The sequence below is a fragment of the Streptomyces sp. NPDC058469 genome (genome assembly GCF_042721125.1).
GTDB lineage: Bacteria > Actinomycetota > Actinomycetes > Streptomycetales > Streptomycetaceae > Streptomyces.
The window spans coordinates 1-14,759 of sequence record NZ_JBHXME010000072.1 but is presented as its reverse complement, the minus strand read 5'-3'; the positions used below and the strand labels follow the sequence as shown (position 1 = coordinate 14,759).

At 73.8% G+C, this 14,759-nt stretch carries 1 protein-coding gene (running past one end of the window); it reads left to right on the top strand.

The window, feature by feature from the left end:
* The coding region annotated (locus ACFWP5_RS27675; RefSeq protein ID WP_384162035.1) for a hypothetical protein crosses the window boundary (this coding region is incomplete at its 3' end): on the top strand, positions 1-14,759 show 14,759 of its 37,006 nt. Its footprint begins 22,247 nt before the window's first position.

Sequence of the window (14,759 nt, the reverse complement as noted above, 5' to 3'; positions counted from 1 at the left end):
GAGTGGTGCCGCCGCTCTCACCGGTGATCACAGCCAGGGTCATCCGGACGCCTCCAGCACCGTCGGTGGCAGCCTCGGCCTGCGCGGGCAGACCCAGGCGACCGTCACCAACACCTACAGCGCGAGCAGTTCCGCCGGCACGATGCACGCCATCCGCACCAACCGCGGCCACCTCCTCACCCCCTCCGGCGTCACCTACCAGGTCACCCTGATCCGGCCCGACGGCACCGAGACGCAGGCCCCGGCGCTCACCCGGACGCACGGCATGGACCTACGGGTCCTGAGCAAGGCGGACGCCACAGGGCACACGCCGACCGCCGCCGAGACGCGTGAACTCCCGGACTCCTTGGAGCGGTTGGACGGCATCGGGCTGAGCGCGGCGCCGCTCGACGTCACCGGTACGGACGGGCTGTTCAACGAGGCCGAGGCGTGGCTGCGCCGCGAGGGTTTCCTGCCGCCCGCCCCAACGGCCCCGGCCCCCACCGGAGTTGGCGCGCGGCTGAAGCAGGCGCTGCGCAACCACGAGCCCGAGCACCAGATCCGGCTGCACGCCCAGCTGAACAACCTGCGCCGACTGAGGGAGACGCGTTCCCGTACGGGGCTGCGTGCCGCGACCGACGCGATGGTCGACGGCGGGCACTCCCTGCACTTCGAGGTGCCCAACAGCACCGACACGGGCGTCCGTCGGGTCAGGCTGCTGCTGACCGCCGAACGGGACACCGGGCAGGCCAGCACCCACGACCTGGTTCTGCCGGGCATCCAGGTCATGGGTCTGGCTCAGATGGCCGGCAGCGACGCCGAGCAGCGCGGTGAGTCGTACGGCGGCGCGCTCGGGCCGATGGCCAGTGTCAGCGGGCCGCTGGGGAGTTGGGGGTCCATCGGGTTCGGGGGCGACTACCAGTACGGCCACCAGGTCACCCACGGCGACACCGTGGGCGGCGCGACCTCGCACGATCAGTTCTACATCGGCACCGGCCAGGACAGCCACGCGTTCGACGTGCCGGTGCGACTGGCCCTGGACCTGTACGCGGACGACAGCGACCGGCCCAGCGAGCGGTTCGGGCGGAACGTGAACCAGGCCGCCGCACCGGTACCGGGCGCCGTACCGGCCCCAACTGTCCCCGGTGCGCCGCCCGTTGCCCCGGCGCCGCCCGTCGTCCCTTCGTCGACGGTCACCGGTTCGCTGCGGCTTGCGGTGCCGGACGGCCGTACCCACGCGCCCTCGGCGACTCCCGCGCCGCCCGCCGCACGGGCCGACGGGGCGCCGCGTCGACCCAACGCGGTCGACAGGGCACGGCTCGACGCGACCGACGCCACCGGCACCCCGCGTCCGGGTCTGGTGCGGATACCGGACGACGCGTTGATCGACACCGTGCGCGGCTCGGCGGCCATCGAGTCCGTCTTCCAGCGGGCCGCCACGGTCATCCGCCACCAGGCCCAGCCGACGCCACCCGCCACCGCCGCCACGGGCCCGATCCTCCCGGTCACCGCCCCCGCGACCACCGGTACCGCCCCCGCCCCGACCGCCGCCCCGCCGCGGCGCGACGGCATCTCCCCGCTCGCCGGGCGCGGGCTCACGGACAGCACGACGCGTGCCGCCGAGACCCGGCACGCGGCGATCACCCCGGGCAGTCTCGTCGCGCATGGCCACGAACTGTTCAAGAATTCCTACGTAGTCGAGGGTCTGAGCCTGCCGGGGACGATGGCGGACGGCCAGTACTCGCTGGAGATCCAGGCCGTCGCGCACCAGCCCCGCCTGCTGGACACCACCCGGCAGTACCTGGAGACCGGCGTCTCGGCCACCGACAGTGCCCAGCAGCTCAAGTCCCTCGGAAAGTCGCACCAGTTCGGTGGCAGCGGGGTGGTCACCCAGAACCCGCCCCCGCAGCCGGCGGGGCAGGGCGACACCGGTCCGGAGTCGGACGGTTCGGTCTCCACCAGCCAGACCAGCGGCAAGTCGTACAAGGGCCTCTTCAACCCCTCGGCACGGCTCGGCTATGTCGCCCGCACCGATACCGCCGACACCCTCTCCGCCAGTACGGGTGTCAACCGCACCCCCACCGAGAGCGGCACCCTGCACCGCGTGGTCGCCGACGTCACCTACTTCGTCACGGTCCGCGCGGGCTCCCGCACCCTGTTCAACGGCGTCGGCGAGCCCGGCACGATCGACCCCGTCACCTTCGCGGTGGACGTCCCGGACGGCCTCCAGTTCCTCATGACCCAGGGCCAACTCGCCCGCGACGCACGGTGGATGGGCTCGGTGCGGGGGCTCACCCCGGCGCCCGCCCCGGCCCTGACGGCGGCCCTCCCGGCGCCGTACACCCGCAACCGCGAACTGGGCCTCGGCGGCGTCCTCTCGGTCATCGAGTACGACCGGCCCGTTGCCGCCCCCGTCCCCACGACCGGGCCCGCCGCCGGGCAGATCCCGCTGGGGCCGGTCAACCCGAGGGAGCGGCGCGGGCAGATCAGGCGCGAGCTGCTGGCGCTGGTCGAGGCCGAGGCGCCCGGAGCGGTCACCCCCGGGCACTCCGGCTACCAGCAGGGTGTGCACAGCCGTATCGCCCAGCTCACCTCGTCGGCAGGACTGCGCTCGCTGCCCGGACGCGGCCCGGACGGCACCCCGCGCCGGGCCACCACCCGTTTCCACTTCCGCCACCACGGCCACGGCGGTGAGCGGCTGGTCGAGGTCACGCTCACGGCACGGCCCCGGCGGACCCAGAACCTGGCCGGTGTCCGGGGTTCCTCGACGCCCGGCTCGGGCCTCGAACAGTGGCAGTCGCACACCTCTGCGGGCCGCACCACCACCCGCGCCTCCGTCCGGCAGAAGCAGCTCCCGGTCACGCTGACGACCCGCTACCTCCGCCCCAACCAGGGCCCCGACCCGTCCAAGACGGACCGCGCGGCGCCCGTGTTCACCCCGCAGTCGGCCACCAGCATCTCCGCCCGGCGGGCCACCACCGCCGACAACCGCTTCTGGCTGCGCACGGACAACGGCGCCGACTTCGACGGCCTCCAGTACGACTACGAGCTGTCCGTCCGCTCCGCGCTGGTCGCCGACTGGCCGCCGAACGTCATCGGCGGTCTCATCCAGAACGGTGTCATCGCGTGGTCCGACGCGGACAGGGACGTACGCCGGTGGATGGACGAACTGATGGCCCGGGGCAACCCGCGCACCAGCACCGTCCCGGTCCGGCTGACCCTGCGCTTCACCGGCACCGAGACCGCCCTGCCCGGCGCAGGCGGCCCGGCTCCGGTGAACGCCCCGTCCGTCGTCTCAGGCGCCGACCCGCGCAACACCGTGCGGCCGGCCGGCCCCGCCGCCGGGCCGTATCTCGCCGACGCGCAGATGTTCCACCCGGTGGGGCCGACCCCGGCGTTCCACTTCGACGGCTGGGCACACTTGGAGACGGCGCTCAACGACGTGGCGCCGCGCGGCGGACGCGGCTGGCATTCGCAGATCACCTCCGTGTCGGTGGAGGGACAGGCGGTGCGGCTGGGCCAGTTGATCCAGGCCGGGCGGGTCTCCCTCGACCGTCCCCGGCTGGCCGCCGACCTCACCCGCAAGATGCCCGGCACCGCGCCCTTCGAAGGGGCACCCGATCACGCTCCGTCGATCGCGGTGACGCTGTACAACCCGCGCCGTTCCACCAACGCCGACGACGTCACCCTCGACCAGCTCCACAACACCACCGACACGGTGAGCACCGCCGCCGGCGCGGACCACTCCCTCGCGACCTCGTTCACGGAACTCCTGAGCGGTGACGACGACAACCACGAGATCGCCGGGATCAGCGTCCCGCTCGCGCAGCGGCAGACCCAGCCGTCCACTTTCGGTGGCACCACCACCGGTAGTCGCCGCGACTGGCTCAAGTCCGGCAGCACCGCCGCGCCCGCCAACGGGGCGCGCGGAACCCGTAGTTACGTCGTCGACGCGGATGTGCATCTGCTCGTCGAGGGACCTGAAGGCACCCGTCACGTCACCGGCACTGTCACCCTCCGTATCGAGGAGCGCGACCTTCTCGGCCACGGTCTGCTCGCCCCGGCCGAGACCCCGCCGAACCTCCACGACCTGCCCGCGCTCGTCCCCGACTGGGCCACCGTAGAACCGCACACCCTGCCCGAACGCCTCAACTCCGCGATCCCCGCGGGCAGTCACGGCGTGCAGGTCTGGGTGGCCCTCGGCGCCGACCCGCGGGGCGAGCACCTCGGCCAGGCCCTCTACGCCGCGTCCCGCACCGCCGTGCTCGGCAACCGGCCGCTGGAACTCATGACCCGCGACCCGCAGGGCATCCGCCGCTGGGAGTTCAACCCCGCGGGCGCCCTCGTCACCGCCGACCCCGACCTGGCCACCGCGTGGGACGCCTTCGACGCCCAGGCCGAACTCCTGCACACCGCCACCGAAACCCTCGCCGACACCCCGCAGCGGCTGAACCGCCTCACCGCCTCCCTCCAGCAGGCCAACCGGGCGCACACGGCCGCCGTAGAAGCCCACGGGAAGGCGCAACTCGCGGTCAAGAACGCGACCGACGCCCACACGGACGCGAAGAAGGTGGCCGCCGACGCCGCCGAGGCCGCGCGCAAGGCCGAGGCGCTGGTCGCACGGCTGAAGCGGGACCTCGCGGAGGCCCGGAACACCGTCACCACCTTGCCGTCGGTCATCGAGCGGCACGAGCGGGACGAGACCAAGGGTCGCCACGACCTTCAGACGGCCCTGGCCGCGTTGACGCGGGCCGAGAACACCGTGCGCGAAGAGCGCGCCGCCGCAGCACGGGCCGCCGCCCAACAGGCCGCGAAGAACGGGCAGTCGAGTACGGCCCCTGCCCCCGCTCCCGTACCGGCTCCTGTCGCACCCGGCACCCCGCGCCTCCACACTCCCGCGGCCGATGTCGCCGACGACCCTCGCGTCCAGGCCGTGCTCCCGGCGGTCACCACCGCCGACAACGCGATCCAGCGGGCCACCGCCGCGCTCACCGCCGCCCGGCCGGTGCTGGAGCGGGCGGAGCACATCGTCGAGGTCGGCCCGGACCGCATCAGAGCGGAGGAGGAGAACCACGAGGAGGCCGTGGAGAAGGCGGAGGAGGCCGCGACAGCCGAGGCCGACGCGGCTGCCGACGTGCAGCTCGCCACGCGGGACGAGACCGTCGCCCGGGGCCGGGTGACCGCGGCCGAGGCTGAAGTCGCCCGCCGCAACGGGCTCGTCGTCGCCGCCGTCACCGCGCAATTGCAGGCCGCCGCCGACCAGGTGGCGGCGACCGCCGCGCTGCCCGGCCTGTCGAGTGACGTTCAGGACAGCGCTCCGACTCCCGAGCAGTCCCCGCGGACGACCTTCGCCACCACCCCGCCCCGCTGGCCTGCCCCTGACGGCCGCGCCGCGGCCCTCCCGGCGGGCGGTCAGACGCACACTCCGGCGCCCGCGACGACCACCGGTACCACCACGAATGCCGGGACCACGGGGACGAACCCCACGACGACCACGCCGAAGTCGGCGCAACCGCAGCCGAAGAAGAGCGGGCCGCCCAAGTCCGGTACGAGCAACGCCAAGACGGACAAGACGGGTAAGGGCGACAAGACCGGCAAGGACAAGAAGCCGGCCACCGACAAGACCACGAGCAAGAGCACCGGCACCGGCAAGACCACGGCCAAGGACACCGGCAAGAGCACGGGTGTCGACAAGGGCAAGGGCAAGGCCACGACCCCGCCGCCCGCCACAACGCCCGCCGCCCCCCTGACCCCCTACGTCGACCCCACCGGCAACGCCGTCCAGACCCCCGGCGACGGCAACTGCCTCCTCTACGCAGTCATCGGCAGCGCACCCCACCTGGTCCGCACCCGCCTCCAGCAGGCCGCCGCCACCGGCACCACCCAGGCCCTCGCCCCGGGCACCGCCGCCTGGCTCGCCCGGCCCGACGACGTACAACGTGCCCTCACGACGATGGCGCGGAACCCGCAGGCCGGCGACCGGGGATCCAATCAACTACGGGCCGCACGGCAGGAGTTGCGGAACCTGGTCCTGGCCCGGCTGGCGGCCGCACACAACGGCAGCCGCCCGCTCCCGCCGCAGGTGCTCGGCCAGCTCCGGGGCGTCCTCGTCACCCCCTTCACCGCGGCGGTCCAGAACATGCCCGCCGCCCAGATCGACAACGAACTGGTCCGCTACGGCATCCAGGGCGTGACCCACGCCGAGGACCTGGACCCGGTCGACCTCCAGACCCGCTATCTGCAAGCGGTCTCCATGCCGGGCGCACCGCCCGCACTTACCGGCGCCGCGCCGAGCAACCGCCGTATGTTCGCCTATCTGCGTGCGGTGAACGGCCTGCCGACCCTCGCCGCCATGACCACGGACGAGCGCCGGTCGCTGCTGATCGCCGGTTACCACCGCAGCACCGCCGCACTCAGCCAGGACGAGGCGAACATGCTCGGCAGCGCGGTGGGCAACTGGTCGGCCGCGTGGGCGAACCCGATCGGCGACACCTTCCTGCCCCTCCTCGCCGACACCCTCGACGCCCCGATCCACGTCTTCCAGCCGATGCCCGCCCCACTCGCCGGCACCACCGCGACCGGCGGCCCCCGCGGCATCGTGCTGCGCTACGGCCCGACCACCAACACCCCCGCGCTGGAGGTCCACTACACGGGCCTGAACCACTACAGCGCGAGCGCCGCGAACGCCGGTACCACTCCGGCGACCGCCACCCCGGCGAACATCACCACGTCGCAGGCGCCTCGGGGCCCCGGGGACGCCAACAGCGTTCAGCCGAACGGCCGTTACCGTCCCGCGCCGACCCGCGACGCCGACGACGAGCGGCCCGCGTCCCGTGTCGCCGACCCCGCGCCAAAGGACTCCTGGTTCGGCCTGCGCCCGCATGCCCGCCCGGCTGTCCACTCCACCGAGCGGTTCGATCCGCACGCGGATCAGTCCAAGTCGCCCCGCCCCGGAGTCCTCAGCGGCGCGACGACGCTCGTCCGCACCCGTGTCCGTCGTATCCAGGCGCCCAACGGCCAGTGGATACGGGACTACACGCTCAACCTCCCGGTCACCACGACGAACCCGGACCTCACCCGGCAGCTCAACGAGCGCATCACGGTTCTCCTGGACAGGCACCTCAACTCCGGTCTGGCGCTGCCCAGTTCGGGCGACCAGCTCCACATCAACCTGAACCTGATCGCCGACTCCGATCACCCCGAGACGATCACTCTCACCGACTCCGCGAACCCGGGCCGCGCCGACCAACTCCACCTCGACGCCAACCACTCCGACGAGGACCTCCTCCACGAGGTCCTGCACTACCTCGGTCTGCCGGACGAGCAGCGCGACAACGACTTCCTGTTGCGCAACCACGCGAACAGCACCACGGTCCACACCACCGGCCTCATGGCCACCACCCAGAGCCCCGTCCACATCCCCCGCCGCTACCTCCGCACGATCGAGAAGGTCACCTCCGCGGGGCCCCAACTCCACGACCACGCAGGCCAGGACGAGACCACCCCGGCCCTGGACCCCGACACCACCCCCATCCCCGCCGACGCCCCCCTCACCTGGCCCACCTCCAACGCACCGGTCGCGGCGCCTTCTTCGACGTACGTCCTCGCCTACGGGTCTCAACGGGACGGCAACGTAGGCCTGGTGTACCTCGAACCGCTGTCGGCGGCCGTCGTGAACGGGCTGCACCAGCAGGTGATGGCGGCGCTCGGGCTGGCGAACGCGCCGGACACGCATCCGGTACGGGAGCAGTTGCGGACGGTGGCGAGCGCCGAGACGCTGGTGCTCAACCTGCCGTATCTGCGCGGGAGTCTGGGTTTCCGGATCACGTTGCGCGTGGACGGCCGGGACCGGGACGTGGACCTGCGGATGCGGCTCACGAACCCGGTGGCGGCGGCCCGGTACGGGCAGGCCGAGGGCGCCGAGCGGGACGTACGGGTGGAGCGGCGCGGCATCGGTAGCCAGGAGTCGGTGTCGTCGGAGGCGTCCGGCAACATCCGTACGCTGATGCTGCCTTGGACCGCGCTGTTCCCGGTGAGCCGGGCGATCCCGGTGCGCGGTGTCGATGTCGCGCTGACCCTCGCGCTGACGTTGAACCAGCTCTCCTCGACCTCGTCGGTGACCACGGTGGTGCAGTCGACGACGGCGCAGCGCAGCAACGAGCCTTCGGAGCCGTACGACTTCACCGCCGAGTGGGACGTACGGATCGACACTCCGGCGCTGGCCGCGCCCGTCACCTGGGGGGTGCCGCAGTCGCACGGGCCGGTGACCTTCTGGTTCCCGCAGCATCTGGCGCGGGACGAGGACGGGGAGTTGCCTCAGGCGGCGGATCTGGACGATCTGCCGGTGTGGGGCGTGGACACGGTGGCGGAGCCGGGGCGGCTGCTCGCGGAGGCGTTGCAGCACTTCGACGCGCGGCTGCGGTCGTTGGGCAAGGACTCCCTGGCGGAGCTGGAGACGTTCCTGTCGGAGCCGTTGCTGCGGGGCACCCTGCCGATGCAGCGGGACCGGGGTGTCTTCTCGCCGGTGCTGCTCGACAGTTCGGGGCGCGCGGTCGGCATGTTCCAGTTGCTGACCGAGGTGGAGGTGGGGGAGCCGCTGCGGCGGAGTGTCCCCGGGAAGATCAACCTGGAGAGCCACCTCACGCAGGTGGTGAAGATCGAGGCCCAGTCGAGGTTCAGCAGCGGCGTGTCCCTGTCCGGGAGTGCCGGTCCGGCGCTCACCGGTGACCACGGCGAGGGTCACCCGGACGCGTCGCGGCGGGTCGGCGGCGGTGTGCTGGGGCGGGTCTCGGCCCAGGCCGTGACGAACGACGCGCTGGCGCAGAGCGCCGGCGCGGCCCTGATGCACGCGGTGCGCACCAACCGCAGTCATCTGCTGGCCCCGGCCCAGGTGCGGCACACCCTGGTCCTGCATCTGCCGGGCGGCGGACGGGTCGCCTTCGAGCCGGGCGACTGGCCGCGCGGCATGCATCTGCGGCTGCTGACCGCCGAGGACGCCCAGGGCCATGCCCCGACGGCGGAGGAACTGCGGCGGCTCCCGGCGGAGTTGGAGCATCTGCGGTCGATCGGCACCACGGCGACACCCCTGGGCGTGGACGGCGCCGAACCCCTCTTCGTGCACGCCGAGAACTGGCTGCGCCGCGAGGGATTCCTGCCCGGCGACACCACCGCGCGCAACCGCGTGCTGCCCGACGAGGCGCTGGTGCAGGCCCAGTTGAACAACCTGCGCAGGTTCGAGCAGACCCGGTCGCAGGTCGGGCAGCGGGCCGCGACGGACGCCATGCTGGACGGCGGCCACTCGCTCTTCCTGGAGATCCCGACCGTGAGCGGCACGCGCCGGGTGCGGCTGGTGCTCGGCGCGGTGCGCGGCGACGGCGAGAGCACCCACACCACGGTGCTGCCGGACGTACAGGGCATCGGCCTGGCCTCGCTGTCGACGGTCGCCACCGACCAGAACGGCTCGCAGTACGGGGTGTCGTACGGCGGCGGCGGTTCGTTCGGCGTGCCGGTGCGCGGTGGCGCGTGGACCCTCGGCGGCACCGGCGACCATGTGCGCTCCCACCAGGTGCAGCACGACAACAGCGTGCAGGTGTCCCTCGGGCACGACCAGCAGTTCATCGGCAGCGGGGCGGGACAGCGCAGCGAGGTGTTCGAGGTGCCGGCCGACCTGGCGCTCGATCTGTACGAGGGACCGGGGGAGGAGCCCCTGGTGCGGTTCGCGCACGAGACGGTCCAGGAGCCGTACGTCCCGCACGGCGCCCCGCCGCCCGGCCCGAACGACCCGCCGCCGCCTCCGCCGCCGGACCGGGTGCCCGGGGTGCTGCGGCTGTCGGTGCCGACGCACCGTACGCTGCCCGCCGACGAGCCCGCCCCGGCGGCGCCCGCCGCGCACACCGTGCGGGCCGCCGTCGCCGCCGACCGCACGGCGCTCGAACTGACCGACGCGAACGGCGGCCCGCTGCCCGACTCGGTACCGCTGCCGGACGACGCGATGGTGGAGGTGTTCCAGGCGTCGGCCGCGCTGGACGACGCGTTCCGCGCGGTGCTCGGCAACACCTACCAGGGGCATCCGGCGCGCGGCCTGCTGGACGGCGTACGGGACGCGGTCGCGGAGCGAACTCCCGCTCCGGTGGCCCGCGTTGGACGCGCCGTCGGCGAGTCGCTGGCCGGCGCCGCGGCCACCGACCCGACCACGGTGACGGCGGAGATGCTCAGCGCCGCCCGCAGCCCCGCCGCACTGCTCGCCCGCGGCCACCAGGTGTTCAAGGGCGCCTATGTGATCGAGGGGCTCACCCTGCCGGGGCTCGCCGCGGACGAGGTGCTGTCGGTGGAGATCCAGGGCGCCCTGCTCCGGCCGCGGGCGTCGGGCGAGATCACCCAGTACTTCGAGACCGGGCTCAGCGCCGCCGACGGCGCCGGGCAACAGCGCGGGGTGGCCGGCGCCGCCCAGTGGGCGGGCGGTCTCACCGCGGTCCGCAACAACTCCTCGGCCCAGACCCCGAGTTCCGACCAGGCCGCGGGCAACGACAGCGACATCGGTGGCCTCGGCGACGGCGGCACGATGCAACGCCGCGCCGACGACCCGGAACAGCAACAAGGCGGCGGTACGTCCACGTCCGCACCCCGCGCGGCGAGCCTCAACCCCTCGGCCCGCTACACCCGCACCGCCCGCAGCGACCGGTCACGGGCGCTCGCCTCCTCGACGGTCGTGAACCGCACCGCCACCGAGAGCGGCGCCCAGCACCGCATCACGGCCGACGCGCTCCTGCTGGTCACGTTCCGGCGCGGCCGCCGCAACGCGGTGGGCAACGCGTTCGGGCAGGGCGAGGGCCGCGCCGTGACGGTGGCGATCGAACTGCCGGACGCCGTACGGTTTTTGGCCACCCCGGCACAACTCCGGCGCCACGCCGCCTGGTTCATGACCGTGCCCGGTCTCACCGTGCCCGCACCGGTGCCGGGCTCCGTGCCGCTGCCGCGCCGCTTCATCGCCTCCCGCGAGGTGGGCCTCGGCAGCGTCCAGGCGATGGACCAGTACACCGACGCCACCCGCACCGTGCAACGCCCCGACCGACTGCGGCAGCAACTCCTCCCCCTCATCAAGGAGGAGGCCCCCGGCACGACCCGCCCGGGCCACGCGTCGTACCTCTCCGGCGTCGACACCCGCATCGCCGACCTCACCTCCACGGCGGGCCTGCGCACCCTGGCCGGCCGCGGCCCCGGCCACGTGCAACGCTTCCGGTTCCGCCATGTCGGCTACGGCGGCGCCCGCCTCGTCGAGGTCACGCTCGCGGCTGAGCCGGACGCCGACGACCACGCGCTACGGCTGCTGCGCGGCCACCCGGCGGCAGCGGGCTCCGGCATCGAGCAGTACCACGGCCACACCCCGTCCTCGGTGACCGACCGGACCGCCGACAGCACCCGGCACTCGGGGTTCCTCCAGCTCCAGACCCGGATCCCGAGGCTCACCGGCGGCCCCCGCACCGACCGGGCGGGCGCACTGCTCGGCGCCGACACCGTGCGCGGCAACTCGGCACGGGTGACCCGGGCCGCCGAGGACCGGCACTGGCTGCGCACCGACAACGTCGCCGACTTCGACGGCGTCCCGTACCGGATCGTCGCCACCGTACGGTCGACGCCGACCGCAGACTGGCTGGTGGACCTGCCGGGCAGTCTGTTCCAGCACGGCGTGCTCAGCCTGACCGACGCGGACACCCCGCTCGCCCACCGCATCGCCCACCTCTTCCTCGGCCGGCCGGCGCGGAGCGTCACGGTGCACGCTGCCGCCGCGCTGCGCTTCACCGGCAGCGAGACCGCCGAACCCGCCCCGCCCGAGGCGCGGTTGACGGCGGGCCACTCGGTGCGCCGGCCGACCGCGACCGGACGCCGTTTCACACCGGGCGGCCCCGCACCGGTCTTCTCCTTCGACGCGGGCAGCGAACTCGCCACCGCGCTCGGCGAGGTGGCCCCGGCCCTCACCCGCTCCTGGCGCGCGCTCGCCGCCTCCGACTCCGCGGACGCCACCGCCGTACGGATCGGCGAACTCCTGCAGGCGGGCACGATCTCGCTGGACCACCCGCGCGGCCCCGCGGGCATCACCACCACGATGCCGGGCGCCTACCCGTTCCAGAGCCCTCCCGGCACCCCGCCCCGGCTCACCGTGGAGCTGTTCCGGCCGCGCCGGGAGACCGACACCGGGGACGTGACGATCGACCGGGTACGGCTCAGCACGGTCAGCGCGGGCTCCGCCTCGCACGCGGGCCTCACCGGCAGCCTCGCGGCACAGGGCGCCTTCAGCCTCCACGACTCCAACCGCCAACTCCTCGGCTTCACCGCGCCGGTACTGGCCCGCCAGGCCCAGGACCCCGGTTCGGGCGCCGCCGTCGCCGGCACCCGCCGCGAGTGGCTCAAGCACGGCAACACCTCCGCCCCGGCGGATTCTCGCGGCACCCGCAGCCACGAGATCCTCGCCGACGCCCTCGTCACCGTCCACGGCCCGAACGGCACCCGGTACGTCTCCGGCACGGTCCGGCTGCGCCCCCTGGAGCGCGACCTCCTGGGCCACGGCGTCACTACGGCCCTCACGGACCCGGGCGTCTACGACGGCGCGTCCCTGATCCGCGAAGCGGCCGACGCACAGGCGCCGACCGCCCCCGCGGACGAGGCCCTCCGCGACTGGCGCAGGGTGTCCTTCCGCGACCTCCCGACCCTGCTGGTCGATGGCATCCGGGCGCACCCGGACCCGGCCGGTGACGACATACTCCAGTTGTGGCTGGCCACCGACGGCAGCCCGAACCAGACGGCCCGCGCCCTGTACGCCGCTTCGGGCACAGCCGCGTTGCTACGGCGGCCTGTTGAGCTCGCGCTGCGTGACGGCGAGGGCGTGCGGTTCCGGCGGTTCGATGGGAACGGGGACCCGGAGGGAACGCTGAGGGCGGGGGAGCGGGGCGGCGACGAGCGGGATGGCGGGGGTCCGGATGATGCGGGCCCGAGCAGCGCGGTGCAGGGTGGCTCGGGTCTGGGAGGTGTGCGTCGGCGTGGCGTGGGCCAGGGAGAAGCGGGCCCGAGCGGCGTGAGTCGGAACGACGCGGTCCACGACGCCGGTTGGGCGGCCGTGCGGGATCAGGTGCGCACACTGGAGGAGGCCGCGCAGGCGGAGCACGCCGCGAACACGCAGGAGCGCCGGCTCCAGGACCAAATGCCGGATGCCCGACGCGTGTTGGACGAGGCGGAGCCGCCGGTGGGACAGGCGGAGCTGGACCGGGACGCCGCCCGCGCCGCCGCGGACACCGCGGCCGCCGAACTCGCCGCCGCCGAGCGGGCCGTCCCGGTCGCCGAGCACACCGATCAGGAACGGCGCACCCTCGTAACGCAGTTGACCACGGATCTCCAGGGCCAGACCGAGCGCGTGATGGACGCGACCCGGGCGGCGGAGGAGTACCACGACGCGGTCCGTACGGCGGAGGACGAACTGGCGGTGGCTGAGGAGGCCATACGAGAGGCGGAGGGGGCCGCGCGGCAGCGGCCTGCCAACTCGTCGCCCCAGGGCGGGAGTTCGCGTCGAGATGAGGGCAACTCCTCCTCGGGCGGCCCCGATGCGCCCGCCCGCCGTGAGTCGCGCCGGAACCGGGCCCGTACCACGCTGGACCAGGCACGGATCGAGGCCGCGGCAGCCGACCGCGCCGTCGAAACCGCCCGGCACGCCTCCAACGACACCAGGCGCCGGCTCGGCCTGGCCGAGGACGTGGCACGCCACGCCGCCGACGTCCTGGCCCGCGCCCGGAACACGGCCGCGACGGCGACCGCGACGCACGGCACAGCCGAGGCGGCGCTCACCGCTGCCACGGCACACTACGACCAGATGGTCGCCGCGCGGGACGAGGCCCAGGACGCGTTCGACGCCCTCCGGCGCGAGATCGCCGACTCCCTTGCCGTGCAGGCCGGGCAGGCGGCCCGGCAGCGCCACGCCGAGCGGGATCTCGCCGATGTCGTCACCGTCTTGGAGACCCAGCGAGCGGCGGTGGGCGACGGCACGGCCCTCCTGCCGACCGGCTCCCTGGCCGCCACCCCGGCCACGTGGCCCCGCCGCACCCCTCGCCCGACACCGACCCGCATCGCCGCGGAACCGGCGACCGCCGAACCGGTGGAGGACCCGCAGGAAGAACCCGAGGACGAGCCTCAAGTAGTCCCCCAGCAACCGGAGTTCCTGCCGGGCGGAGCCGGTAACGACACCGACGAGGAATCTGAAGCCGACGAGGACGACGGCGACGACGAGCACGAGGACGATCAGGCCGGCCAGCATGGGCAGGGCGGTCAGCACGGTGAGGACGGAGACGACGGTGAGGACGGAGATGACGGAGATGACGGAGATGACGGCAGCGGGTCCGGCGAAGACGAGTCGGACGACGAGGACAGCGACGACGAAGCCGACGACGACAATGACGAGGCCGGCCGGCACGGGCAGGGCGGCCAGCAGGGCCAGCAGGGCCGGCACGGGGACGGCGTAGACGAAGACGACTCGGACTCGGACTCGGACGACGGCGGTGAGTCCGACGAAGACGAGTCCGACGACGAGGAAAGCGCCGACGACGAAGACGACGACGCCGCGCACGGCCAGCGCGGTGAAGGATCCGGCGGTGCCCGCCACCGCCCCGTCGTATCGCGGGCGCAGCGCCCCGAGACGTTCGCCCGTTCCCTGGCCCGGCTGCTCGCAGCCCCCGGCACCACCACCTCCGCCGATGTCACCCCCGCCCCCGCCCCCACCTGGACCCGAACCCCCGACC